The organism is Streptomyces sp. NPDC037290 (assembly GCF_055603245.1).
On record NZ_JBVJVZ010000006.1, the window covers coordinates 396,804 to 421,246 of the forward strand.

Consider the following 24,443-nt stretch of genomic DNA (forward strand, 5'->3'; position numbering starts at 1 on the left):
TCTCCTCCCCCCCTCCCGACAAACCCCCCCCCCCCCCCCCCCCCCCCCCCCCACCCCCCACCCCCCCCCCCCCCCACAAAAAAGACAAACCCCCCCGCGGCCCCCCCCCCCCCCCTTCGCTTGTGTGCCCTACTGTCCGCCGACGTCCAGCGGGTCCTGCGGGGTGGTGTCGTCGGAGGGTCCGCTCGGGGGCGGCGACGACGACTGGCTCGGCGACGGTGACGACGACGAGTGGCTCGGCGGCGGTGACGAGGACGCGTGGCTCGGCGACGGCGACGACGAGTGGCTCGGCGACGGCGACGACGACTGGCTCGGCGACGGCGACGACGACTGGCTCGGCGACGGCGACGACTGCGTGGGCTGGACGGCCGCGCCCTGTGTGGTGTCCAGCTCGAACTCGGCCTTGTCCGTCACGCCGAAGGTGTACGCGGCCCAGATCTGTGCCGGGTAGCCGCCACCGTTGACGCGGCCGGGGCTGCCGGTCGAGTCGAGCAGGCCTGCCGCGCCGGTCAGGGAGACATGGGCCCTGGTCTTCGGGTCCTCGCCGAACAGGCCGACGGAGGTGACCAGGTCGGGCGTGTAGCCGGTGAACCAGGCGGACCTGTCCTCGTCGGAGGTACCGGTCTTGCCGGCGACCTGCTGGCCGTCGCGCAGCGGGTTGTCGGCCACGTGCTGCTTCGCCGTACCGTCGTCGACCACGCCGGTGAGGACGGAGGTCACCGTGTCGGCGGCGGTCCTGCTGATCACCGAGCCGCCGACCGGGTCGGGCAGCTGCAGCGGACGGCCCTGCCACTCCGCGGACTTGATGATGCTCGGGGTCACCTTGTCGCCGTGGTTGGCCAAGGTGGCGTAGATGCCGGCCATCTCCAGCGGGCTCGCCCCCATGGAGCCCAGCGTCTGGGCGGGCACGGCCTGCATGCCCTTGGTGTCCATGCCCAGCTGCTTGGCCGTGTCCATCACCTTGCTCATCCCGACGTCCATGCCCATCTGCGCGAAGACGGAGTTGACGGAGTTGTTCATCGCCTGCTGGACGGTGATGGGGCCGTAGTTGTGGTGGTCCTCGTTCGGCGGGCCGAAGCCGACCTTGCTGCCGTGGTCGACGACCTGACGGCCGCTGGTGCCGTCGTACATCGTGTTGGCCGTGATCGGCTTGCCGTCCTGGGTGGTCGCGCCGTTCTGCAGCGCGGCGGCCAGGATGACCGGCTTGAACGTCGAGGCCGGCTGGTAGTCCTTGCGGGTGGCGTTGTTGTAGTAGTGCCGGTAGTAGTCCTGGCCGCCGTAGAGCGCGACGATCTTGCCGGTCTTCGGGTCGACCGAGACGGCTCCCCCCTGCACGGCTCCGTCGACCTTGCGCCGCTTCGCGTCGAGCTTGCCGGTCAGCTGGCTCTTGACGGCCTTCTCCAGCGCGGCCTGCTTCTTCCGGTCGATGTTGAGGGTGATCGTCCAGCCCTTGCCGATGACCGCGTTCTCGGCCTCGGACTGGCTCAGGCCCTGCTGCGCCATGAGCTGCTGCTCGAGCTGCTGGTTGGCGAGGTCGACCAGGTAGCCCTTCTGTCCGCCGAGGCCGGCGGCGGCCCTGGGCTCCTTGATCTTGGGGAAGTGCAGGCCGTCGCGCTCGGACTTGGACAGCCAGCCCTCCTGGACCATGTTGTCCAGGACGTAGTTCCAGCGCGCCGTCACCAGCCGCTTGCCGGTGTCGGTGGCGACGGCCCAGTCGTACTGGCTGGGCGCCTGGAGCAGCGCGGCGAGATAGGCGCCCTGCTGGACCGACAGTTTCTCGGCGTCGGTGTGGAAGTACGCCTGGGCCGCGGCCTGGATGCCGTAGGCGTCGCGGCCGTAGTAGCTGGTGTTGATGTAGCCCGCGAGGATGTCGTCCTTGGACTGCTCGCGGTCCACCTTCAGGGAGATGACCAGTTCCTTCAGCTTGCGCGTGACGGTCTGGTCCTGGTTGAGGTAGTAGTTCTTGACGTACTGCTGGGTGATCGTGGAACCACCTTGCTTGCCCTTGCCGGACAGCGTGTTGAGCAGGGCGCGGGCGGTGCCTTTGAAGTCGACGCCGGCGTCGTGGTAGAAGCTCTTGTTCTCCGCGGCGACGAAGGTCAGCTGGACCTTGCGGGGCACCTTGGAGAGGTCCACGATCTCGCGGTTGACGTCGCCCTTGCGGGTCAGGGTCGTCCCGTCGCTGAACTTGTAGACGTTGCTCTGTTTTCCGGCGTCGATGTTGGCCGCGGGGACGTCCACGTACAGGTACAGCCCGATGAAGCCCGCGATCATCAGCAGACAGAACCCGAAGAACGTGCCGAGGATCTTCTTCCAGGTGAAGAGCCGGCGTATGAGGCTCTTCCTGGCGGGGGGTGTGCCACCGGGACCGGTGCCGGCCGCCCCTGCCGTGGGCGCGGAACGGCGGCGCTTGGTCGCCGCGCGGCGGCCACCGCGCTGTCGCGCTCGTCTCTCTTCCGCTCGTCCCATGGGTCCCTACGCTCGCTTCCGTCTCGGGGTCAGCTCCGAAAGCTAACACTCGCCTATATGACAAAGGGCGTCCGATCCGCTCTTTTACGGACGTGAGAATCAGCACCTGCCCCTAGGGAACCGACGGCTGTGGAGGTCACAGGGTTGCTTCGACCGCAAAAAGTGATATCACTTAGCTAGAAGCAAGCTAGGCCCGCCGCAGCGGGCCTCATGAGAAACGGGGACCACCATGTCCGCTCACCACCCGGCCGCCACCGCCGACGTACCCGAGATGCCCGCGCCACGGGTGCGGGAGTTCACCGCCCACAGCATCGGCGGCGGGCTCGCCCTGCTGCTCGGGCTCGCCGGGCTCGGCGCCGGCGCCGCGCTGTTCGCCGCCGCCGCGGCGGTCACCGCCCCCGGCGCCAAGGCCGGGCTCGTCGTCGCCGGCGTCGTCGTCTTCCTCGCCGCCGTCATCGCCATGCGCGGCCTGAACACGGTCGCGCCCGGCGAGGCCCGCGTCGTCCAGCTCTTCGGGCGGTACCGGGGCACGATCCGGCAGGACGGCCTGCGCTGGGTGAACCCCTTCACCTCGCGCACGCGCATCTCCACGCGGGTGCGCAACCACGAGACGGCCGTCCTGAAGGTCAACGACGCCTACGGCAACCCGATCGAGCTGGCCGCGGTCGTCGTCTGGAAGGTCCAGGACACCGCGCAGGCCACCTTCGAGGTGGACGACTTCACCGAGTTCGTGGCCACGCAGACCGAGACGGCCGTACGGCACATCGCGATCGAGTACCCCTACGACGCCCACGACGAGGACGACCTGTCGCTGCGCGGCAACGCCGAGGAGATCACCGAGAAGCTGGCCGTCGAGCTGCAGGTGCGCGTGGAGGCGGCCGGAGTCGAGATCATCGAGTCCCGCTTCACGCATCTCGCGTACGCTCCCGAGATCGCCTCGGCGATGCTCCAGCGGCAGCAGGCGGGCGCGGTCGTGGCCGCGCGGCGCCAGATCGTGGACGGAGCGGTCGGCATGGTGGAGGCGGCGCTCGGCCGGATCGCCGAGGCGGACATCGTGGAACTGGACGAGGAGCGCAAGGCGGCGATGGTGTCCAACCTGATGGTGGTGCTCTGCGGCGACCGTGCCCCGCAGCCGGTCCTCAACACCGGGACCCTCTACCAGTGACGGACCCTTCCGAGGCTCCGAAGCGACGGCCGCAGCAGCGCAAGCAGGTGCTGCTGCGGCTGGACCCGACGGTGTACGAGGCACTGGCCCGCTGGGCCGGTGACGAGCTGCGGTCGGCCAACGCGCAGATCGAGTTCCTCCTCAGGAAGGCGCTGGCCGAGGCGGGACGGCTGCCGAAGGAGACGGGCCCGCTGCCGCGACGGGGCCGGCCGCCCGGGGGCTCCGGCCCCCGGCCCCCGTCGGTCTGACCCGCCCCCTCTCGCAGCCGGAGGGGCCGTCTTCGTTACCGAACCATGACAATGGCCCTCCACCTGCACGGCCGTACCCCCCGCCATGATCCCCACACTCCGTGTATACATCCCGGGTATACACCGTGTGTAGAGTGCTCTGCATGTCCATCGGTCACACCCTCCTGGGACTCCTGGAGTCCGGCCCGCGCCATGGCTACGACCTCAAGCGGGCCTTCGACGAGAAGTTCGGTCACGACCGGCCGCTGCACTACGGCCAGGTCTACTCCACGATGTCCCGGCTGCTGAAGCACGGCCTCGTCGAGGTCGACGGGGTCGAGGCGGGCGACGGCCCCGAGCGGAAGCGGTACGCCATCACCGGCGCGGGCATCACCGACGTCGACCGCTGGCTCGGCACGCCGGAGAAGCCGGAGGAGTACCTGCAGTCGACCCTGTACACCAAGGTCGTCCTCGCCCTCCTCACCCACCGCGACGCCTCCCTCATCCTCGACACCCAGCGCGCCGAGCACCTGCGCAGCATGCGGATCCTCACCGACCGCAAGCGCAAGGGCGACCTCGCGGACCAGCTGATCTGCGACCACGCGCTGTTCCACCTGGAGGCCGACCTGCGCTGGCTGGAACTGACCGCCGCGCGCCTCGACAAGCTCCGCGCGGAGGTGACCAGGTGACCGCTCCCGCCGGCTCCCTCCTCACCGCAGACGACCTGCGCAAGTCCTACGGCCCCACGGTCGCGCTCGACGGCGCCGAGTTCTCCATTCACCCCGGCGAGGTCGTCGCCGTGATGGGTCCCTCCGGCTCGGGCAAGTCGACGCTGCTGCACTGCCTCGCCGGCATCGTGCCGCCCGACTCCGGCTCCATCACGTACGCCGGCCGGGAACTGGCCGGCATGAGCGACACCGAGCGCAGCGCGCTGCGCCGCAGCGAGTTCGGGTTCGTCTTCCAGTTCGGCCAGCTCGTCCCGGAGCTGACCTGCGTGGAGAACGTGGCGCTGCCGCTCCGGCTGAACGGCACCTCCCGCAAGCAGGCCGAGCGGACCGCGCTCACCTGGATGGAACGCCTGGAGGTGCACGACCTCAAGGACAAGCGGCCCGGCGAGGTCTCCGGCGGCCAGGGGCAGCGGGTCGCCGTGGCGCGGGCCCTGGTCACGGCTCCCCGGGTGGTGTTCGCCGACGAGCCGACCGGCGCCCTCGACTCCCTCAACGGCGAGCGTGTGATGGAGCTGCTGACGGACGCGGCCCGCTCCACCAACGCCGCCGTGGTCCTGGTCACGCACGAGGCCCGGGTGGCCGCCTACTCCGACCGCGAGATCGTCGTACGCGACGGCAAGTCCCGCGACATGGAGCGCGCCATATGAACGTCAGGCAGTGGTCCAGGGACCTCGGCATGGGCGTCCGGTTCGCCTTCACCGGCGGGCGCGAGGGCTGGATCCGGGTACTGCTGACGGCGGTCGGCGTGGGGCTGGGCGTGGCCCTGCTGCTGCTGACGACCGCGATCCCGAACGCGCTGACCGTGCGGCAACAGCGCGACGACGCCCGCCAGGACTACACCTACGGCCCGTACCGGCCGAAGGCCGCGAACACCCTGGTGGTCTCCGACATCGACACGTCGTACCGGGGCAGCGACGTGCGCGGCCGGCTGGTGGAGCCGGAGGGGCCGCGGGCACCGCTCGCACCCGGCCTGGCGAAGTACCCGGCTCCGGGCGACATGGTCGTCTCCCCCGCGCTGAAGGAGCTCCTCGGCTCCGACGCCGGCAAGCTGCTGCGCGAGCGGCTGCCGTACCGGATCGTCGGCACGATCGGCGAGTCCGGACTCATCGGCTCGCACGATCTCGCCTACTACGCCGGCGCGAAGGACCTGGCCCCGCACATCAACGGCTGGCAGACGGCCCGTATCACCCACTTCGGACCGCCGCAGGCGGTCCAGCACGACAAGGCGGACCCCGTCCTGCTCCTGCTGGTGCTGGTCGTCTTCGTGGTGCTGCTGACGCCGGTCGCCGTGTTCATCGCCACGGCCGTACGGTTCGGTGGCGAGCGGCGCGACCGCAGGCTGGCCGCACTGCGGCTGGTGGGCTCCGACAGCCGGATGACCCGGCGGATCGCCGCGGGCGAGGCGCTCGCCGGCTCCCTGGTCGGACTGGTCTTCGGCACCTTCTTCTTCCTGCTCGGCCGTCAGCTGGCGGGCTCGGTGGAGATCGTGGGCATCAGCGTGTTCCCCAGCTACCTCAACCCCTCCGTGGCACTGGCCGCCCTGGTCGCGGTCGCCGTTCCGGCGGCGGCGGTGCTGGTCACGCTGTTCGCGTTGCGAGGGGTGGTCATCGAGCCGCTGGGCGTGGTCCGTACGGCCAAGCCCAGGCGCCGCCGGCTGTGGTGGCGGCTGCTGCTGCCGCTGGGCGGACTGGCGTGCCTCGCACCGATGATGGGACAGGGGCGGAACAACGGCGACTTCAACGAGTACCAGGTGGTCGCCGGCATCCTGCTGCTGCTCATCGGTCTGACCGCGCTGCTTCCGTGGGCCGTCGAGGCGGCGGTGGCCCGGCTCGGGCGCGGCGGGGTGGCCTGGCAACTGGCGGTACGACGGCTGCAGTTGAGCAGCGGTTCGGCGGCCCGCATGGTGAACGGCATCGCGGTCGCGGTGGCCGGGGCGATCGCGCTGCAGATGCTGTTCGCGGGCGTCCAGGGTGACTACACCAAGTCCACCGCGCAGGACACCGACCATGTGCAGATGCAGGTCAACCTGCCGCGAGGGCTGCCCTTCATCCCGGCCGCCGAGAAGTTCGGCACGACCAAGGGCGTACGGAAGGTCACGGCGCTGGGCAGCACCGACCTGGGCGACCGGCGCTGGACCTCCGGCAAGGGACCGGAGAACACCGTCGGCCTCACCGTCGGCACCTGCGCCGCGCTGCGTTCGGTGGCCCGGCTGCCCTCCTGTCACGACGGGGACGTCTTCGCGGCGACCGGCGGGGAGCGGGACGCCGACGTGGCGAAGCTCGCCCGGCCGGGCCGCACCCTCCACGTCAACGCGAGCGACGGGCTGTTCGACGGCCCGGATGTCCGGTGGACCGTGCCGGGCGGGCTGAAGCGTGCCCGCGCGATCACCAGCCCGAACGGGATCAAGGAGAGCGGCGTGCTGATGACACCGGGCGCCATGTCCGGCCGGGTCAGCGGCGCGCTGAACGGAGCGCTGTACCTCTCGCTGGACGAGTCGGTGTCCGACGTGCGCGAGTACGTCCGCAACACGGCTGCGGGAATCGACCCGTTCGCGGACTCGATGGTGTACGCGGCCACCGACCGGTCGCCGCAGTTCGACTCCATCCGCACCGGAACGTTCGCGGGCGCCGTCTGTGTGCTGGCGCTGATCGGTGTGAGCCTGCTGGTCTCCCAGCTGGAGCAGCTGCGCGAGCGCAGGAAGCTGCTGTCGGCGCTGGTCGCCTTCGGTACCCGGCGGCGCACCCTTGGCATGTCGGTGTTCTGGCAGACGGCGATCCCGATCACCCTGGGTCTGCTGCTCGCCTCGGCCATCGGGCTGACGCTGGGCGCGGTCCTGCTGCAGATGGCGGGCGTGACGGTGGGCGTGGACTGGCCGAGCGTGCTGTCGATGACGGCCGTCGGCGCGGCGGTGGTCCTCACGGTCACCGTGCTGAGCCTGCCGCCGCTGCTGCGGCTGATGCGGCCGGAGGGCCTGCGGACGGAGTAGGCGGCCCGGCCGCGCGGCCCGGGAACCACCCTTGTCCGGCGGATCAGGCCGGCTCCGGGCATCGGCGCCGGTTCGTAACGAAGCACTACTAGTCGGCGGCGTCCAGGACCCGCACCGGCAGGACCCGCAGGGCGTCCCGCAACGCCACGGCCAGCTCCGCGTACTCCGCGGAGCGCGCCGCGCCCGCCCGCATCGCGAGGGCGACCCGGCGGCTCGGCGCCGGCTCGGCGAAGGACCCGGTGAGGAGCTGACTGCTGCGGGTGGTCTCCAGCTTCAGCGCGGTACGCGGCAGCAGCGTGCAGCCGAGGCCGCCGGCCACCAGCTGGACCAGCGTGGACAGCCCTGCGGCCGTCGTGGTCACCGGGGCGTCCGCGCGGCCGGCCTCCCGGCAGATGTCCAGGGCCTGGTCGCGCAGGCAGTGGCCCTCGTCCAGGAGCAGCAGGTTCAGCTCCTTCAGCGCCTCGCGCGGAATGCCCTCGCGGCCGCCGAGCCAGTGGTCGAGTGGGGTGACGAGCACGAAGTCCTCGTCGAACAGCGGGAGTTCGACCACCCCGGGCACGCCGAGCGGGACCGCCAGCAACAGCAGGTCGAGCCGGCCGGAACCCAGGCCGTCGATGAGGCTCGCGGTCTGCTCCTCGTGGACCTGGAGGTCGAGGTGCGGATAGCGCTCGTGGACGAGCCGCAGCACGGTCGGCAGCAGATACGGCGCGACCGTGGGGATCACCCCGAGGCGCAGCACACCGGTGAAGGGCGCCCGGACCGCCTCGGCCTCCTCCAGCAGCGCCCCGACCGCGTCCAGCACCGCCTTCGCCCGCAGGGCGAGACGCTCGCCGGCGGGCGAGAGCAGTACCTTGCGCGTCGTACGCTCGAGGAGGGTCACGCCGAGGCTCTCCTCCAGCGCCGAGACCGCGCCGGACAGGGCGGGCTGGCTCATGCCGATGGCGGCCGCCGCGTCCCGGAAGTGCAGGTGTTCGGCGACGGCGGCGAAGGCCCGCAGCTGGGCGAGGCTGGGCTGCCTCCGCTTGCCGTTACTCATGGTCACTGATAACTACCTCCGATCAACATGACCGAGTGTAGCTATTTCCCTAATCAATGCACCCTGTGCCAACATCAGATAAGTCCAACCCAAGGGAAACGCCCCCAAAAAGGGCTTTTCTTCGCTGCAAGGAGAGCGTGTGCTCACTGTCGGTGACAAGTTCCCCGAGTTCGAACTGACCGCCTGCGTCTCGCTGGAGAAGGGCAAGGAGTTCGAGCAGATCCACCACAAGTCCTACGAGGGCAAGTGGCTGGTCGTGTTCGCCTGGCCGAAGGACTTCACCTTCGTCTGCCCGACCGAGATCGCCGCGTTCGGGAAGCTGAACGACGAGTTCGCCGACCGCGACGCCCAGATCCTCGGCTTCTCCGGTGACTCCGAGTTCGTCCACCACGCCTGGCGCAAGGACCACCCGGACCTGACCGACCTGCCGTTCCCGATGCTGGCCGACTCCAAGCACGAGCTGATGCGCGACCTGGGCATCGAGGGCGAGGACGGCTTCGCGCAGCGCGCCGTCTTCATCGTCGACCCGAACCACGAGATCCAGTTCACGATGGTCACCGCCGGTTCCGTGGGCCGTAACCCCAAGGAGGTCCTGCGGGTCCTGGACGCCCTGCAGACCGACGAGCTGTGCCCGTGCAACTGGAGCAAGGGCGAGGACACCCTGGACCCGGTCGCGCTGCTGGCTGGTGAGTGACCCATGTCGCTCGACTCGCTGAAGTCCCGCGTCCCGGACTACGCCAAGGACCTGAAGCTCAACCTGGGCTCGGTCATCGGCAACTCCGAGCTGCCCGCGCAGCAGCTGTGGGGCACGGTGCTGGCGACCGCCATCGCCTCCCGTTCCCCGATCGTGCTGCGTGAGCTGGAGCCGGAGGCGAAGGCGAACCTGACGCCGGAGGCGTACACCGCGGCGAAGTCCGCGGCCGCCATCATGGCGATGAACAACGTCTTCTACCGGACGCGCCACCTGCTGTCGGACCACGAGTACGGCACCCTGCGCGCGGGCCTGCGGATGAACGTCATCGGCAACCCGGGTGTGGAGAAGGTCGACTTCGAGCTGTGGTCGTTCGCGGTGTCCGCGATCAACGGCTGTGGCCTGTGCCTGGACTCGCACGAGCAGGTGCTGCGCAAGGCCGGCGTGGAGCGCGAGGTCGTCCAGGAGGCCTTCAAGATCGCCTCGGTGATCCAGGCGGTCGGCGTCACCCTCGACGCAGAGGCCGTGCTGGCCGAGTAGCCCGACGCGGCGCATCGCGACGGCCCCCTGCCCATCCGCCGGGCAGGGGGCCGTCGTCCGTCTTCTGAGTATCCGTACTCAGGTCCTGCGACCCCCGGTTGCGGAAGGCTGCGGGAATGGACACTCCCCGCACGGAACCAGGATCCGTGCTCCCGCGTGTGACGGGCGCGGCCGCCACCGGAGCGCTGCTGGCCACCGGCGCCGACCGCTACCTCTCGTGGGCCATCCACCGCAACGACCTCGAGTGCGAGACGGTGGACACCCTCTGCTTCACCTGGTGGGGCCTGACGGCCGTTCCCCTGGTCCTCGCCGTCTCCGCGGTCGTCCTGAGCGTGGTGTACAAGCGGCTCGGCATCCGGCCACGGAGCATCATCGTCCCGCCCACGATCCTGCTGGGGGTACTCCCCCTCTCGGCAGCCGAGGCGCTCTCCGGCCGGCCGGCCGTCACCCTCACCGGCGGAATGTGGACATGCGCCCTCGCCCTCGCCGCGTGGCGCCGGCACCGCATGCCGGCGTTCGCGGTCTCCGCCGCCCTGCTGCTCGCCGCCATGATCGTTCTCTACGGATGAGCACGCGCCGGGCGCGGCGGCAACCGACGACAACACCGCAGATGGGCGTGCCATGCCCCGCGACTCCGGCATGATCCGCCGGACAGGCCCTACGCGCCCGCGTTCTCGTCCGCGGTGGCCGCACCCGGCTCGCCGGTGGTCTCGTCCACCGGTGCGGCCCCGGTCTTCTGCCGCTGCAGCTCCTCCGAGTACTGCCGCAGATACCCGACCACCGTGTTCGCCACCGCCACCAGCGGTACGGCCACCACCGCGCCGCCGATGCCGGCCACCATACCGCCGGCCGCGACCGTGAGGACCACCGCCAGCGGGTGGACGCGGACGGCCCGGCCCAGGATGAACGGCTGCAGGACATGGCCCTCGATCTGCTGCACCGCGAGGACCACCACCAGGGTCATGACGGCCGTGAAGACGCCCTGGGTCACCAGCGCCACGATCACCGCGAGCGCGCCCGAGGCGACCGCGCCGACCAGCGGGATGAAGGAGAACAGGAAGATGAAGACGGCCAGCGGGACGGCCATCGGCACGTTGAGGAAGTAGATGCCGATACCGATGAAGATGGCGTCTATCAGAGCGACCAGGACCGTGCCGCGGACGTAGGCGGTCAGGGTGAGCCAGGCGCGCGGGCCGGCACCGGCCACGCCCGGGCGGGCCGCGGAGGGCACCAGCTTCAGGAACCACTCCCAGATGCGCTTGCCGTCGTAGAGCAGGAACAGCGTCGAGAAGAACACCAGCAGGATGCCGGTGAGGGCCTCGATGATGACCTGAACGCCCTCCAGGCCCGCGGACGTTATCTGGTCGGCGTTGGCGCCGATCGCCTCGCGGAGGTTCTTGGCGATCTGGTTGATCTGCTTGTCGGTGACGTGGAACGGGCTCTTCAGCAGCCAGTCGCGCAGGTCGTCGATGCCGGACTGGATCTGGTTGGAGAGCGTGTCGATGTTCTCCATGACCTGCCAGGTCACGAACCAGCCCATCAGCCCTATGACGACGAACCCGCTGATCGCGGTGAGCGCCGTGGCCGGGCCGCGCGGCACTCCGCGCCGGGTGAGCCGGGCGACCGTCGGCTGCAGCAGCGCGGTCACGAGCAGGGCGATGACGAAGGCGAACACCACCAGCTGGACGGCGCTGATGACGCGCATCAGGACCCAGACGGTGCCGGCGAGGACCAGCAGCCGCCAGCCGGCCTCGGCGGCGACCCGTACGCCCCAGGGCACGGCCTCGGCGGGGTCGGGGCGGGGGCCGGCCGGGGGCGCGGTCCTGCGGGCGGGCGGTGCGGGGGGCGCGTCGGCTGCGGGGGTGGCGGGTTCCGGCGGGGTGTCCGAGGGATCGGGGGCGTGCTCGCGCTCCACCTCGGCACGGCGCTCGTCCAGGCGCTCGCTCATCTCGGTGAGACCGGCACCGAGCTTGCCGAGCCACCCTGGCACTCGCGACATGATCCGTCCTCTTCCCCCGCGTCCCCGCGTGCTCGCCACCTCTCCTCCCCCTGGAGGCATCCGGATACGACCGTACAGGGCGAAAGCCCCTCCCCTGAGGACGGGGAGGGGCTGCGCAAGGTTGAGTGTGGCCGAGCCGGGCCTAGTACCAGTGGTTGGCCGCCCAGAACGACCAGGCCTGGCAGGGGCTGCCGTACCGGCTGTTCATGTAGTTGAGGCCCCACTTGATCTGGGTGGCCGGGTTGGTCTGCCAGTCGGCGCCGGCCGAGGCGTACTTGCCGGCGGGCAGGGCCTGGAAGAGACCGTAGGCACCGGAGGAGGCGTTGGTCGCCTGGTAGTTCCAGCTGGACTCGTGGTCCACGATGTTGCTGAAGCACTGGAACTGGTCGCCCGCCACCATCTGACGCGCCATCGCCTGGATCTGCGCGACGCTGTAGCTGCTCTGGACGGGGAAGCTGGAGGAGTCGCGGGCGCTGTCGCGGCTGGCCACCTTCTTGGCCTCGGCGCGCTCCTTGGCCTGCTTGGCCGCCTGCTCGGCCGCGGCCTTCTTGGCGATCGCGGTCTCGGCGGCTGCCTTGCGGGCCGCCTCCTCGGCGTCCTTCTTGGCGCTCGCGTCCGCGGCGATGGCCTGGGCGTCGGCCTGCTGCGTCAGGGACGCGGACTGCACCTGGGCCTGCTGGCCCGCGGGTATGTCCGCGAGGAGCGTGGTGTCGGCTGCCGTCGCCTCGGCGTCGTTGTTGTTCTGCTGCGCGACGCTGCCCGAGGCAACTCCGACGACGCTTCCGACGGCGGTGACCGCGGTGGCCGAGGCCACTGCGAATCCCCGGACCGAAATCCGGCTCACACGGTTTCCTTCCAGCATCGCCCGCTTCGGTGACCCTGGCGGACGCAATCGTGCCCCTGACACTGGCCTCCCAACTGCGGGGTCACGGGAGGCGCGGGCCCGGTGGGCAACTCCCCCGAGGGGAGCGCCGCGTGGTGCTCGGGCGGCATACGACGAACTCTATGGAGTTGGTGGTGCTTCTGTGGCGCAGTACCGCTGGGGGTACGGCTGTGTCGTATGCGGGGCCTGACAGGAGTGAGACTCTGCCGTAACCGGACGCCGCGTGGCAATTCTGCGTTGAGTGTGAAAGCTCACACCTCGTTTGCCCCGGGGGATTTCTGGAAAGCTCCACGCGCGAAGGCGCCGCCCGGCTAGGCTCTTGGCCTTTACCGGACGGCGCCAACTTCCGTGCGTGTCAGGTCAGATGTGACCGTCCTCCAGCATTTCGGTCACAAGCGCCGCAATCTGGGACCTCTCGGACCGGGTTAGCGTGACATGCGCGAAGAGCGGGTGTCCCTTCAGCTTCTCCACGACGGCGACCACTCCGTCATAGCGCCCGACGCGCAAATTGTCCCGCTGTGCCACGTCATGGGTGAGAACCACCCGTGAATTCGCGCCGATTCGGGACAGAACGGTGAGAAGGACGTTCCGTTCGAGCGACTGGGCCTCGTCCACGATCACGAACGCGTCGTGCAGCGAGCGGCCGCGGATGTGGGTGAGCGGGAGCACCTCCAGCATCCCGCGCGCGGTGACCTCCTCGATGACCTCGCGGCTGGTGACCGCGGACAGCGTGTCGAAGACGGCCTGCGCCCACGGGCTCATCTTCTCGGCCTCGCTGCCCGGCAGATAGCCCAGCTCCTGCCCGCCGACCGCGTACAGCGGCCGGAAGACCATCACCTTCTGGTGCTGACGGCGCTCCAGGACCGCCTCCAGGCCCGCGCACAGCGCCAGCGCCGACTTGCCGGTGCCGGCCCGGCCGCCCATGGAGACGATCCCGACGTCCGGGTCGAGCAGCAGGTCGAGCGCGATGCGCTGCTCGGCGCTGCGGCCCTTGATGCCGAACGCCTCCCGGTCGCCGCGCACCAGACGGACGTTGCCCTCGGCGGTGATGCGGCCGAGCGCCTTGCCGCGCTCGGACTGGATGGTCAGGCCGGTGTGCACGGGGAGGTCGGAGGCCTCCGGGACGTACACATGGCCTTCCTCGAAGAGGATGTCCACCTGTTCGCCGGAGAGCGTCAGTTCGGACATTCCGGTCCAGCCGGAGTTCTCCGTGATGGCGAGTTCGGCCCGGTACTCCTCGGCGAGGAGACCCACGGAGGACGCCTTGATCCTGAGCGGGAGGTCCTTCGACACGACGGTGACGTCGTACCCCTCGGCCTGCAGGTTGCGGGCGACCGCGAGGATGCGGGAGTCGTTGTCCCCCAGGCGGTAGCCGGTGGGCAGCACGCTGGGGTCCGAGTGGTTGAGCTCGACACGGACGGTCCCGCCCAGCTCCCCGATCGGGATGGGGGCGTCGAGGCGACCGTTCTTCACCCGGTAGTCGTCCAGCAGGCGCAGCGCCTGGCGGGCGAAGTAGCCGAGTTCCGGATGGTGCCGCTTGGCCTCCAGTTCCGTGACCACCACGATGGGGAGCACGACTTCGTGCTCGTCGAAGCGGGTCAGGGCGTTCGGGTCGGCCAGCAGGACGCTGGTGTCGAGAACATAGGTGCGCCGATCAGGCTTGTGGCGCTTTGTGCTGGTCACCACGGAAGGACGTACCCCCTCGGATGAGGTCGGGGAGCGACGGAGTGGAAGCTGGGCCGGGAGAGTGGGGCAGTCCCGGCCCTGGTGGGCGGGAAAGTCCAGGCCGGTCGACGGCCCGTGCGCGCGGCGGGCCGTGAACCGGCCCTCCGCGGCTGCTTCCGTGCAGTGACCGCACGGTCGGGCTGGTGCAAAGGGCCTCCCGGGCGGACGGCCCCGTGCCGTCCGCTGAGATCCGACACCCGTGGTTCGGGCGTCGACCTGCTTGGCTTATGCCCTCGAACATGCACCGCCATGCAAAAGCAGCCACCGGCGTGCCGGTGAACTCCTCGTTACCTCCGCACGAACAGGGGTATTCGCTACGCCCCGCCGGTGTGGCGGCCGACGGGGCGTTCGGTGGGTCTCAGCCGCCGTAACGGCGGTGACGTGCGGCGTAGTCGCGCAGCGCGCGCAGGAAGTCGACCTTGCGGAAGGCCGGCCAGAAGACCTCGCAGAAGTAGTACTCGGAGTGCGCGGTCTGCCACAGCATGAATCCGGACAGCCGCTGTTCGCCGCTGGTGCGGATGACGAGGTCCGGGTCGGGCTGGTCGCCGGTGTAGAGGTGACGGCCGATCATGTCGACGTCCACGGTCTCGGCGAGTTGTTCCATCTGCACGCCCTTGTCGTGGGCATCGAGCAGCATGGAGCGCACGGCGTCGGCGATCTCCTGCCGGCCGCCGTAGCCGATGGCCACGTTGACGAGTATGCCGTCGATGTGGGCGGTGGCCTCCTCGGCCTCCTTCAGGGTGCGCTGCATACCGCCCGGCAGCAGGTCCGTCGTGCCGACGTGGTGCACGCGCCAGCGGCCGTCGGCGGCGAGGGTACGGACGACGTCCTCGATGATGCCGAGCAGCGGGCCGAGCTCGTCCTGGGGCCGGTCGAAGTTGTCCGTGGACAGCAGCCACAGGGTGACGACCTCGACGTCGGTCTCGGTGCACCAGCCGAGGAATTCCTCGATCTTCTCGGCACCGGCCCGGTGGCCGTGGACGGTGGTGGAGCCGGACGCCTTCGCCCAGCGGCGGTTGCCGTCCATGATGACGCCGATGTGCTTGGGCACCTGGTCGTGGTCCAGGTGGCCCTCCACCCGGCGTGCGTAGAGCCTGACGAGCAGGCTGCGCAGGTTTTCGCGCAGGTTCACGTGGCCCTCCGGGGGTTGGCGGCGGGTTCGGGGCGGGAGTCGTCCGAGCCTACCCCGCTGGAGACTTTGGTCCGGCCCCGGGTTTGGGGGGTGGGCAGGCGCCCCTTGGCAGAGACGCTCGTCGCATCCCGGGAGGTTCCGGAAGGATCCGAGGAGCCTGCCGTCGACCGGGAACGAAAAACGGGCCGGTCCGTGGGGGGGAGACGGACCGGCCCGAGGGGGGGTTTCCACCATAACCCTTCGTGAGGGATCGTGGGTGCATCGGCGCGGAACAACTACTCTCCGGAATCGCCCGGCAACGCCGCGATGAGTACGGAATGCTGGATTCAGGGGCGCCGCATGGCCGGTTCGCAGCGGAATCGAAGGGAAAAACGGTCGGACGAGAACCAATCCGAACGGTTTGCGCCATCTTGGGGACATGCCGACGGGTTGGCCGGGGGTCCCCCCGATGGGCTACCCGTCAGCGAACGGTGGCTTGACGGTGCCCCTACGGGGGTGCGGGAGATCTCTCGGTTTTCGGGTACCGCGCAGCCCCCTCCACTGCGCGGTACCGGCCGCGCGGGTTTGCCGACGCGAATTACCTTGGTCTGAACTTATGTGACGCCTGTGGTTGATGTGAACCGGAGCCGATAACGATGTGGAAACCGTTGGCACACCACGACCGAATCAGCCCGGTTTGCGAACGTCGAAGAGGTGCCGGGCGCTGTGCGCGACGAACGGGCCCTCCTCCTCGATCCGCTCGTGCAGGGCGCGCAGTTGGGGCTCATACACCTCCACCGTGAAGCCCGGCACCATCCACACCACCTTGCGCAGGAAATGGACCACGGCGGCGATGTCGTGGAACTCCATCCGCAGCCGCTCCGCCCGCAGCGCCGCCACCTCCAGACCCGCCGCCTCGGCGTCGGCCCGCTCCCGCTCGGGGTCGCGGCCCGAGCGCACCTCCTCCGGCTGGGGCCCGAGGAAGTACTCGACCAGCTCGAAGGCGCTGGCCGGTCCGACGTGCTGGGCGAAGTACGTGCCGCCGGGCCGCAGCACCCGGGCGATCTCGTCCCAGTACGGGCGCACCGGGTGCCGGCTGAGCACCAGGTCGAACGCCTCGTCGGCGAACGGCAGCGGCACGTCGTCCGGGGCGGCGACGACCACCACGCCACGTGGCCGCAGCAGGGCGGTGGCCCTGGCCACGTTCGGCGGCCAGCCCTCCGTCGCGGCGGCCAGCACCGGCCGGGCCGGGGCCGCCGTCGCGAGGGCGAAGTCGAGGACCTCACCGCCGCCGGTCTGGATGTCGAGCACGGCCTCGGCTCCGGCCAGCCGCTCCGCCGCCGACACGGCGTACCCCCACGACGGCCGCTGCTCGCTCGCCCGCCCCTCGAACCAGGAGAAGTCCCACCCCTCGGTCGGCACGTGGACGCCCTCGTCCACGAGGTCTTCGAAGGAACGCCGCACTGCCATACCCTCCATGATCGCAGGACGCCCTGCGGCTACGGCACCAGCGGCCGGACTTCGTCGGCGGTGAACCGCACGAACCCCTCCAGGTCGGGTTCGTCCCCGGTCGGCTGCAGCACGACGGTGTCGGCACCGGCCTCGGCGAACCGCCGTACGGCCGCGGCCCCGGCCGCCGCATCCCTTGCGACCCCGGCACCCGACGCCGGCTCCAGCCCCTCGGCGGCGAGTTCGGCCCGCAGCCGGGCGTCGGCACCGGCTCCCGTGGCGGCGAGCAGATAGACGACGACCGGGTGATGCTCACCGCGTCCCGCCTGCTTCTGCCCCTCCTCGATGAGCTGCCGGGCCCGCCGCACGCCGTCCGGGGAGGTGGCGGCGGTGAGGAGCGTGCCGTCGGCCCTGGCGCCCGAGAGGCGGAGCGTGCGGGTCCGGTGCCGCCGGAGAGGACCGGCACGGCTCGCTGCGGCGGCCAGTCGAGGGCGACGCCGTCTCCATCGCGGTGAGCGCCACGTTCCTGAGGGGCACGGGCAGCAGTCCGGCACCGATGCGCACCCGCTCGGTCCAGGCGAGCGCCGCGGCGGCCGTCGGGATCCCGCCCTCCAGGAAACAGTCCTCCCACAGCCGCAGTTCCTCGAGCCCCCACGTCGTCCGCGACACGGGCGACGGCCCGCAGACGCTCGGGCGGGAACTGGGGGCGGAGGACGACACCGAGTCCGGTCATGGTCCCCTTCCTCATCCGCAGGAGATGGCGTGACAACCGCTTTTCCGCGGTGGAGAGTTGTCGTCGCCGAGGGTCGTCGCCGAGGGTCACGGGACCGGCCGTCGGCCGGGACACTCGGAGGGGACATGGGAAAACGCTGGCGGGACGGGGCCGGGAAGCTGATCGTGCCGGGGCGCGAGGAAGGGCAGGACCCGGTGGTCCTCCCGCTGGAGATCGCGACCTCCTACCGGGCGCGGACGAAGGGGCTCCTGGGCCGGGACTCGGTCGCCGGAGCGCTGCTGCTGTCCCCGGCGAGCGGGGTGCACACCTTCGGCATGCGCATCCCGATCGACGTCGCCTACCTGGACCGCCGCCTCACCGTCCGCGCCGTCCGCACGATGCTCCCCGGCCGCCTGGGCCTGCCCCGGCTGCGCGCCCGGCACGTGCTGGAGGCGGAGGCGGGGGCGATGGCGGGATGGGGGTTGCGGGCCGGGGTGCGGGTGGGGGTGGAGACGTCGTAGGTCCCGCGGAGACCAAGGGCCGGCCGGCGGCGACCGGCCGGGAAGCCGGACGCCGCGACCGCTCGTGTCAGGCCGGCGAGGTGACCGCCCGGCCGAAGTGACGGGCGAAGAACCGCACGGCGCTCTCGGCCTCGAACCTGGGCAGCTCCTTGTGCCTGCCCGAGTTCACGTGCAACGACTTCTCCTTCGATGCGAAGGCGTCGAACAGCGCGAGACCCTCCTCGCGCGAGATGTGCTCGTCGTCCCACTGCATGTCGTACTCGATCGGGATGGTGATCTGCTTCGCCTTCTCGGCCAGGACGTCGGGCCAGTGCTGGCCGAAGACCGCCGCGGTGATCCTGGGTTCGACCGCCACGAACGGTATGCCGATCGCGGTGCCCATGTTGATGCCCCAGAAGCCGACCGGCCCGTCGGTGCCGATCTCCGGGAGTTCCTGGAGGGCGTCCAGGGTCGCCTGGTAGTCGGGCACGGCCTGCCGCGCCAGGTGGTCGTTGTAGCGCACGACGATCGGGCCTTCCGGCTCGCCCGCCGCCCGCGCCCGGAACAGTTCGGCGACCTCCGCCTCGTCATGCGCCGTGCGCGGCCGGTCGCCGTGACCGGGCGCGTCGATGACGGCGACGTGGAAACCGCAGCCGGTCACGAGGAGACGGGCGCGACCTGACATCGCCGGGTGCTTCTTGTGGTTGCCGCCGCCGTGGGCCATCAGGATCAGGGGCGCGCCGTCGGCTGCGCCGGAGGCCGGAGACCAGAGGACGCCGGGGACGTCGCCCAGGGTGAAGTCGCGCTCGAGCACGCCGTTCGACGACGACTCGGTGGTCAACTGAAGAGAGTGCACAGGTGGTGCCTTTCGGGAGTGCCTTGTGGTCGAGGCGCTCCCGGCGGCGACACCTACGTCAGTCGCCGGCCGTGACGGGAAGGGGGAGCACCCACGTCGATACAGCGTTCATGGGTCTCACCTCCTCGGGCGGTGTCACGGTCGACTGAAAACTACCCAACCGATGATCATCCCCACAACCCTTTTCACTCCTGCGTGCGCGGGAACGACACCTCGACGCGGCGGTTCTTCCTCCGGCCCTCCTCGGTCGAGTTGTCGGCGATCGGGTACTGCTCGCCGTAGCCGCGGACCTCGAAGGTGACGTTCGGGTCGTTCAGATCCTGGTCGAGTACGGCCTGTACGGCGTTGGCGCGCTGCTTGGACAGGATGTCGCCGTGGGCGGAGGAGCCGAGGTCGTCGGTGAAGCCGAAGACGCGGACCTGGGTCGCGTTCTGTTTCCTGATCTCCTCGGCGATGGTGGCGATCCGGGACTTCGCTTCGTCACCGAGCTTCGCGCTGTCCTTGCCGAAGAGGACCTCGGCCTGCAGGGCGAAGGTGACGTCCGCGTTGGTGTCCTCCCGCCGCTCGTCCCCGCTCTGGTCCTCCACGACCGACTTGATGTCCAGCACCTTGGGCGCGGCGAGGGTGGCGCCCTCGGGGAGCTTGAGGTCGGGATCGGTGGGGTCGATCTTCACGGGGGCGGTTGCGGAGGGTTCGGTGACGGGGGGCTGACTGGGGTCCGTGTCGTCGGCTCGGGCCGGGGTGGCGAGGAGGAGGGTGACGGTGGTGAGGGTGAGGGCGAGACGGGTGGGGGTCACTTGGGCCTCACCCGGAGATCTTGATGGTGGCGGAGGAGAACGTCGGCAGCTGGAATTCCACCTCGCCCGTGTTCGAGGGGGGCGCCGGGAACTGCATGAACACCGCGAGGGTTTCGCCGGCCTTGAGCGTCGAGAACCCGGTGGTCGTCAGCGGCCGGCCCTCGGTGTCCCGCAGTACGTAGTACCGCTTCTTGCCCTGCGAATCGACCAACGTGGCGCCGCCGAGGGACTTGCCGTTCTTGATGATCTCTGTTTCGTTGCCGCTCAGTGCGGAGGGGACCACGGTGGTCTGCGCCCCGTCGTTCTTCAATGTGCCGTTCACCGTGACGAAGCCCCCGGCGTCGCGTTGAGCGGAGGTGATCTGGAGCAGCAGGCCGTCCGAACCCTTCAACTCGGCCAGCGGCTGATCCTGCTGTCCCTCCTGGGTACTCGGGTTCGAGCCACTGGTCCTCGAGGCGGACGCCGAACTCTCCGGCTTCTTGTCGTCGCCGCCATTTCCCCCGCAACCGGCCACACCGACGGCCAGACCAGCCGCAACGGTCAATGCGACCATCCCCCTGCGGGCCTTCGCAGTGAACCGCATGCTCATCGCTCCGCTTCCTTCGTCATTGGTCGTTCGCCAGATGGACGTCGAAGAGGTCCTGTGGCTTCGGCAGGTCGGTGGGGTCGTCCGGGTTCAGGTCCCATTTCTTGCCCCCGCAGGTGAGTGGGGGCAGGGCCCCTTTGCCGGCATTGCTGTCCGGGGGGTCGAACGTACAGAGTTTCTCGATCACAGCGGTGGCGGACGCCCTCGACTTCATGTGCTCGGTGCCGGGCACAACGGAGTCGCCGACGGGCTTCTTGTTCTGTACGTCGACCACATAGCTCAGCGGCCCGTTGGGCGAGCACTGCGCCGTCGCATCGTTCTGCGTCGCGAGTTGCACGGCTCGCCAACAGAAGTTGCCGCCCCCATCTCCGTTGAAGACGGCTTGCCACTTGCTCGGGTCGCGGATGTCATCCACCCACATTCCCGCAAGTTGATCGCGGGTCTTCTGAGCCGCCGCCAAAGCCGCGGCGTCGGCCGCCGTCTGGGCCCCGCTCCGGTTCACCGACGCCTGGCCGACGGCAAGGTAGGCGAGAGCAAGAAAGAGCAGGCCCGCCACCACCGTGATGTAGATGGGGAAGGCCTGCCCTGCGTCACGGCGTGCAGGAATCAGCCGCCGGTGACCTCGCTGATCTTGCTCGTAATCGCATCGAAGATCGTCTGCCCGATGCTCGTGCCCGTGATCGCCAACACGATCGCCACCACCACCGCGATGATGCCCAGGTACTCCACCGCGGTCTGCCCCCTGTCGCTGCGGGCGACACGTGTCTGCAGGTACGCGACGGTGGTGTTGAACCAGTTGCTCATGGTGGTCCCCTCCGGGTTCGCCTCCGATCCCGGCAACGTACGAGCCGACGCTCCCGGCCCCACAGGGTCCCAGGGCCCAAGGCCGGGCCCATTCGGCGCGCTTGGCACTCCCCTGCGCCCCCATCTCAGGCCACCCCCAACCACTTCGCGGCCGCCTGCGACCGGGTGGTCGTCTGGAGCTTGGCGAAGATGCGGTTGATGTGGTTCTTGACCGTCTTCTCGGAGATGAAGCAGGCGGCGGCGATCTGCTGGTTCGTCATGCCGGACGCGATGAGGTCCATGATCTCCGCCTCCCTCGTGCTCAGCCGGAAACGTGAACGGAACGACTGTCCCATGGGAGGTTGCAGTTGCGAAAGAGTTTGAGGGTCTGTTTCCCCTAAAAAATCCGGGACTTGAGATTGAACATGTGCAGCTGCACTCACCCGCAAGTGCGTCAGCAACGCCTTCGCCGCCCCCGGTGTCACATGCGGACGGCCCTCCCGGACATCCCGCACCGCCCGTACCAACTGCTCCGTCGTGAACTCGCCGTGCACCAGATATCCCCCGGCCCCCAGCCGCAACGCCTCCCGCACGGTCTCCGTCTCGTGGCTGTAGGTGAGCATCATGACCGGCGCCAGCCGCACCAGGTGGGGCAATGCCGAGATTCCGTCGACCTCGGGCATGCGGACGTCGAGGAGGATGACGTCGGGGCGGTGCCGCAGCGCGGCCTCGTACGCCTCGCGGCCGTTCGTCGCCTCCGCCACCACCGTGGTGTCCCCACGGCCCGAGAGCAGCGCCGTCAGGCCCGCCCGGACCACGGGGTTGTCGTCGGCCACCAACAGCCGCAGCGGGGGCGGGGACGGCGCGGGCACATTCGGCCAGGGGTGAGCGTGCTGCATGATGCCTCCTCTCAGGCCTCTTCGGGCTCTACGGGCTCTACGGGACCGTTCAGGGCGGACAGGGGCAGTTCCACGCGGACCTCCGTGCCCCGTTCGTGGCCGCCGCGGCCGATGCGGATCCGGGCGCCCACCTGCGCGGCTCGCTCCACCATGCCGAGCAGGCCGAAGTGGCCGCGGTCCCGGAGCTGTTCGAGTGTGGTATCGGGCGGGAGGCCTCGGCCGTCGTCGTGGATCGTGAGGCGCAGCAGGTCACCGTGCACCGCCGCCCGGACGTCCACCCGGGTCGCAAAGGCGTGGCGGTGGGCGTTCTCCAGCGCTTCCGTGGTGATGGACAGGAGGTGGCGCGCCTGGGGTGCGGGTACCGGGGGGCTGCCGTTCGGCCGGGCGCAGGTGACCGGGAGACCGGTGCGTGTCGTGAAGTCCCGTGCCACCGCCTCCAGTTCGGGCCATATCGCCGTCTCGGTCCCGCCCGGCGGGTCCGGCTGCCGGCCGCGCAGGTCCGCCAGCAGTTCTCTCGACTCCGCCGCCGCCCTGCGTGCCGAGCGGGACACCAGGTCCGCCTGGGCCTTGATGCGGGCCGGATCGGGCGCCTGCGTCGAGGCCGTTGCCGCCAGGCCGTCCGCGGCCAGCGCCACGCCGTAGAGGGTCTTGGCCACCGAGTCGTGCATCTCGCGGGCCAGCCGTGCGCGTTCCGCGCTCACCGCCTCCGCCGCCGCGAGGCGCGCCTGGACCGTCGTCAGGGCGTGGGTCGCCGCGCCGACGCGGAGCATCAGGTTGCGCAGGGTCGAGCCCATGGCGCCGGCGATGACGCACAGGCCGGGCAGGAGAAGCGCCTCGGCCACCGGGGCGTGGCGGTCGGCCTTCAGGGTGGCGTGGACCAGCAGCAGGATCAGGGACTGGAGGGAGGCGAAGAACGCGGCGCCGCGCCAGCTGTAGACCAGCCCGGCCAGGAGCGGGGTGCAGACGCTGACGTAGGCCAGGGTCGTGTCGGGGCCGGCCGAGATCAGGAGGAACGAGCCGAAGAGGGTGTCGGCGGCCAGCAGGCTGGGGTGGCGCAGCAGGAGCGGGCCGAACCGTTCCCAGTCGCGGAAGAGGACGTAGGACACCATGAAGGTGACGACCACGGCCGCGCCCACCAGGCGGACGCCCAGCCCGGGGGCCGCGTGGAGCAGGGCGGCGGGGGCGGCCAGGGCGATCATGGCCAGGCGGAAGCCGAAGACCTGCCGGCACATGGCCTGAAGTGCGCTGACCTGGATCTTCTCCGAGGGTTCGGTGGTGGCGGGCTGCCTGGCGGCCGTCGCCCTCCAACGCCGTACGCACCACTGCGCGACCCCCTTCAACCGGCTCGGCCGGCCCCTGGAGAACGTGCTCCGGCCGCGTCCCGTCAGCCCCGCCACCGTCACCTCCGCCTCACTTCCCCGTGAGGGAGCCGAAATCCACTCCGGAGCCGAGGATCAGGCCCGCGCCCAGGAGCAGCATCGTGGCCGGGACCATGAACGTGGTGATCATCAGCGTGGCCTTGGGCACCGCGCGGGCGGCCTTGCGGCGGGCGTTCTGGGCGTCGGTGCGGCGCATGTCCTTCGCCAGGGAGACGAGCGTGTCGACGATCGGCGCGCCCAGCTCCTCCCCCTGCTGCAGGGCCGTCACGAACATCGCCACCTGCTCCGAGTCGTTCCTCCGCCGCAGCTCCGCGAAGGCCTGGCGGCGGCTCATGCCGAGGTCCATCTGGCGGAGTGTGATGCGCAGTTCGTCGGCCCAGGGGCCCTCGTAGCGGGAGGCCACGCGGTCCAGGGCCTGGCGGAAGCCGAGCCCGGCGCTGACCACCACGGCCAGCACGTCCAGGAAGTCCGGCAGCGTGCGCTCGATGACGTCCTTGCGCACCCGGATCGCCGACCAGATGCCGACCTCCGTCCAGAACGCGCCGAAGAGCAGCAGCAGTACGGCCACGAGCCACTGGCCGCGCAGGAGGAAGACCAGGAAGCCGACCGCGCCCAGCGCGCCGTAGACCGCTCGGCGCGCCGCGTAGCGGTCGATGGTCAGGCCTCCGGGGTTGCCCGCGAGGTCGATCTTGCGCCGGTACTTGGCGACCAGGCGCGGGCCCATCAGGCGCAGTACGGCCGGGGCGTAGCGCATGCCCATGCGGTCGATGACCGAGCCGACCGCGCCGGTGCGGGTGGCGCCGACCTCCAGGGCGAGGGCGAGGTCGCCGGGGAGCTTGGCGTCCGCGCGGTACATGCGTATGCCGGTGAAGGCGCCCCAGACGCCGAGGCCCATCAGCAGCGCGAGAAGGAATGCCACGAC

The 24,443-nt window shown here is 70.3% G+C and carries 24 protein-coding genes and 1 pseudogene; 9 read left to right on the forward strand and 16 right to left on the reverse strand.

The window, feature by feature from the left end; all coding sequences use genetic code 11:
• Nucleotides 1-129: 129 nt before the first annotated feature.
• Nucleotides 130-2,469, reverse strand: coding sequence for a transglycosylase domain-containing protein (locus ACZ7HQ_RS23680; RefSeq protein WP_470993231.1), 2,340 nt, complete (start codon nt 2,467-2,469; stop codon nt 130-132).
• A gap of 229 nt (nt 2,470-2,698) precedes the next feature.
• Here ACZ7HQ_RS23680 and ACZ7HQ_RS23685 point away from each other — a divergent pair, with 229 nt between their 5' ends.
• From ACZ7HQ_RS23685 to ACZ7HQ_RS23705, 5 genes are all read left to right on the forward strand, one after another.
• Nucleotides 2,699-3,634: an SPFH domain-containing protein gene (locus tag ACZ7HQ_RS23685; protein WP_470993234.1), complete on the forward strand. Its 936-nt coding sequence runs from the start codon at nt 2,699-2,701 to the stop codon at nt 3,632-3,634.
• Entirely contained in the window at nt 3,631-3,882 is a 252-nt protein-coding gene (locus ACZ7HQ_RS23690; RefSeq protein WP_470993237.1) for a type II toxin-antitoxin system antitoxin, read from the forward strand. The genes ACZ7HQ_RS23685 and ACZ7HQ_RS23690 overlap by 4 nt, the downstream gene beginning before the upstream one ends.
• Nucleotides 3,883-4,025: 143 nt before the next feature.
• Nucleotides 4,026-4,550: a PadR family transcriptional regulator gene (locus ACZ7HQ_RS23695; protein ID WP_470993240.1), complete on the forward strand. Its 525-nt coding sequence runs from the start codon at nt 4,026-4,028 to the stop codon at nt 4,548-4,550.
• The gene (locus tag ACZ7HQ_RS23700) at nt 4,547-5,236 is read left to right on the forward strand and encodes an ABC transporter ATP-binding protein (RefSeq protein WP_470993243.1); all 690 of its coding nucleotides are present in this window, start codon (nt 4,547-4,549) and stop codon (nt 5,234-5,236) included. Before ACZ7HQ_RS23695 ends, ACZ7HQ_RS23700 begins: the two co-directional genes overlap by 4 nt.
• Entirely contained in the window at nt 5,233-7,575 is a 2,343-nt protein-coding gene (locus ACZ7HQ_RS23705) for an ABC transporter permease (protein WP_470993246.1), read from the forward strand. Before ACZ7HQ_RS23700 ends, ACZ7HQ_RS23705 begins: the two co-directional genes overlap by 4 nt.
• Nucleotides 7,576-7,663: 88 nt before the next feature.
• On the opposite strand, the gene ACZ7HQ_RS23710 is transcribed toward ACZ7HQ_RS23705, so the two are convergent.
• Entirely contained in the window at nt 7,664-8,611 is a 948-nt protein-coding gene (locus tag ACZ7HQ_RS23710; protein ID WP_470993589.1) for a LysR substrate-binding domain-containing protein, read from the reverse strand.
• A gap of 139 nt (nt 8,612-8,750) precedes the next feature.
• Here ACZ7HQ_RS23710 and ACZ7HQ_RS23715 point away from each other — a divergent pair, with 139 nt between their 5' ends.
• From ACZ7HQ_RS23715 to ACZ7HQ_RS23725, 3 genes are all read left to right on the forward strand, one after another.
• Nucleotides 8,751-9,305, forward strand: a complete 555-nt coding sequence (locus ACZ7HQ_RS23715; protein WP_470993249.1) for a peroxiredoxin — start codon at nt 8,751-8,753, stop codon at nt 9,303-9,305.
• A 3-nt stretch (nt 9,306-9,308) separates the two neighbouring features.
• A complete protein-coding gene (locus ACZ7HQ_RS23720) occupies nt 9,309-9,842 on the forward strand; it encodes an alkyl hydroperoxide reductase (RefSeq protein WP_363217436.1) in 534 nt (177 codons plus the stop codon).
• Between the two features lie 116 nt (nt 9,843-9,958).
• The gene (locus ACZ7HQ_RS23725) at nt 9,959-10,411 is read left to right on the forward strand and encodes a hypothetical protein (protein ID WP_470993252.1); all 453 of its coding nucleotides are present in this window, start codon (nt 9,959-9,961) and stop codon (nt 10,409-10,411) included.
• 89 nt (nt 10,412-10,500) lie between these two features.
• Here ACZ7HQ_RS23725 and ACZ7HQ_RS23730 read toward each other — a convergent pair whose 3' ends face one another.
• The 6 genes and pseudogenes from ACZ7HQ_RS23730 to ACZ7HQ_RS23755 all read right to left on the reverse strand — a co-directional run bounded on the left by ACZ7HQ_RS23730 (nt 10,501) and on the right by ACZ7HQ_RS23755 (nt 17,742).
• On the reverse strand, nt 10,501-11,841 hold the full coding sequence (locus ACZ7HQ_RS23730) for an AI-2E family transporter (RefSeq protein WP_470993256.1): 1,341 nt from the start codon (nt 11,839-11,841) through the stop codon (nt 10,501-10,503).
• Nucleotides 11,842-11,983: 142 nt separating this feature from the next.
• Complete coding sequence (locus tag ACZ7HQ_RS23735; RefSeq protein ID WP_470993259.1) at nt 11,984-12,685, reverse strand: aggregation-promoting factor C-terminal-like domain-containing protein; 702 nt, start codon at nt 12,683-12,685, stop codon at nt 11,984-11,986.
• A 399-nt stretch (nt 12,686-13,084) separates the two neighbouring features.
• On the reverse strand, nt 13,085-14,410 hold the full coding sequence (locus ACZ7HQ_RS23740; RefSeq protein ID WP_470993262.1) for a PhoH family protein: 1,326 nt from the start codon (nt 14,408-14,410) through the stop codon (nt 13,085-13,087).
• 397 nt (nt 14,411-14,807) lie between these two features.
• A complete protein-coding gene (locus ACZ7HQ_RS23745; protein WP_470993265.1) occupies nt 14,808-15,581 on the reverse strand; it encodes an isoprenyl transferase in 774 nt (257 codons plus the stop codon).
• Between the two features lie 666 nt (nt 15,582-16,247).
• On the reverse strand, nt 16,248-17,030 hold the full coding sequence (locus ACZ7HQ_RS23750; RefSeq protein WP_470993268.1) for a methyltransferase domain-containing protein: 783 nt from the start codon (nt 17,028-17,030) through the stop codon (nt 16,248-16,250).
• Between the two features lie 29 nt (nt 17,031-17,059).
• Nucleotides 17,060-17,742, reverse strand: a pseudogene (locus ACZ7HQ_RS23755) (LLM class flavin-dependent oxidoreductase).
• A gap of 125 nt (nt 17,743-17,867) precedes the next feature.
• On the opposite strand from ACZ7HQ_RS23755, the gene ACZ7HQ_RS23760 reads away from it, so the two are divergent.
• Complete coding sequence (locus ACZ7HQ_RS23760) at nt 17,868-18,242, forward strand: DUF192 domain-containing protein (protein WP_470993271.1); 375 nt, start codon at nt 17,868-17,870, stop codon at nt 18,240-18,242.
• A 67-nt stretch (nt 18,243-18,309) separates the two neighbouring features.
• Here ACZ7HQ_RS23760 and ACZ7HQ_RS23765 read toward each other — a convergent pair whose 3' ends face one another.
• The 8 genes from ACZ7HQ_RS23765 to ACZ7HQ_RS23800 form a co-directional block, all read right to left on the reverse strand.
• Nucleotides 18,310-19,077: an alpha/beta hydrolase family protein gene (locus ACZ7HQ_RS23765; protein ID WP_470993274.1), complete on the reverse strand. Its 768-nt coding sequence runs from the start codon at nt 19,075-19,077 to the stop codon at nt 18,310-18,312.
• Nucleotides 19,078-19,262: 185 nt separating this feature from the next.
• Nucleotides 19,263-19,874: an OmpA family protein gene (locus tag ACZ7HQ_RS23770; protein WP_470993277.1), complete on the reverse strand. Its 612-nt coding sequence runs from the start codon at nt 19,872-19,874 to the stop codon at nt 19,263-19,265.
• Between the two features lie 7 nt (nt 19,875-19,881).
• Nucleotides 19,882-20,463, reverse strand: coding sequence for a hypothetical protein (locus tag ACZ7HQ_RS23775; RefSeq protein ID WP_470993279.1), 582 nt, complete (start codon nt 20,461-20,463; stop codon nt 19,882-19,884).
• A gap of 16 nt (nt 20,464-20,479) precedes the next feature.
• Nucleotides 20,480-21,070 carry a pilus assembly protein TadG-related protein gene (locus ACZ7HQ_RS23780; RefSeq protein WP_470993591.1) on the reverse strand — a complete coding sequence of 197 codons (591 nt, stop codon included), beginning with the start codon at nt 21,068-21,070 and terminating at the stop codon, nt 20,480-20,482.
• Nucleotides 21,067-21,264, reverse strand: a complete 198-nt coding sequence (locus tag ACZ7HQ_RS23785; RefSeq protein WP_470993593.1) for a Flp family type IVb pilin — start codon at nt 21,262-21,264, stop codon at nt 21,067-21,069. The genes ACZ7HQ_RS23780 and ACZ7HQ_RS23785 overlap by 4 nt, the downstream gene beginning before the upstream one ends.
• Before the next feature lie 125 nt (nt 21,265-21,389).
• On the reverse strand, nt 21,390-22,142 hold the full coding sequence (locus ACZ7HQ_RS23790) for a response regulator (RefSeq protein ID WP_470993282.1): 753 nt from the start codon (nt 22,140-22,142) through the stop codon (nt 21,390-21,392).
• Nucleotides 22,143-22,153: 11 nt separating this feature from the next.
• Nucleotides 22,154-23,539 carry a sensor histidine kinase gene (locus ACZ7HQ_RS23795; RefSeq protein ID WP_470993285.1) on the reverse strand — a complete coding sequence of 462 codons (1,386 nt, stop codon included), beginning with the start codon at nt 23,537-23,539 and terminating at the stop codon, nt 22,154-22,156.
• 13 nt (nt 23,540-23,552) lie between these two features.
• Nucleotides 23,553-24,440 (reverse strand): DUF5936 domain-containing protein, encoded by an 888-nt coding sequence (locus ACZ7HQ_RS23800; protein WP_470993288.1) that lies wholly within the window; start codon nt 24,438-24,440, stop codon nt 23,553-23,555.
• Nucleotides 24,441-24,443: the final 3 nt, after the last annotated feature.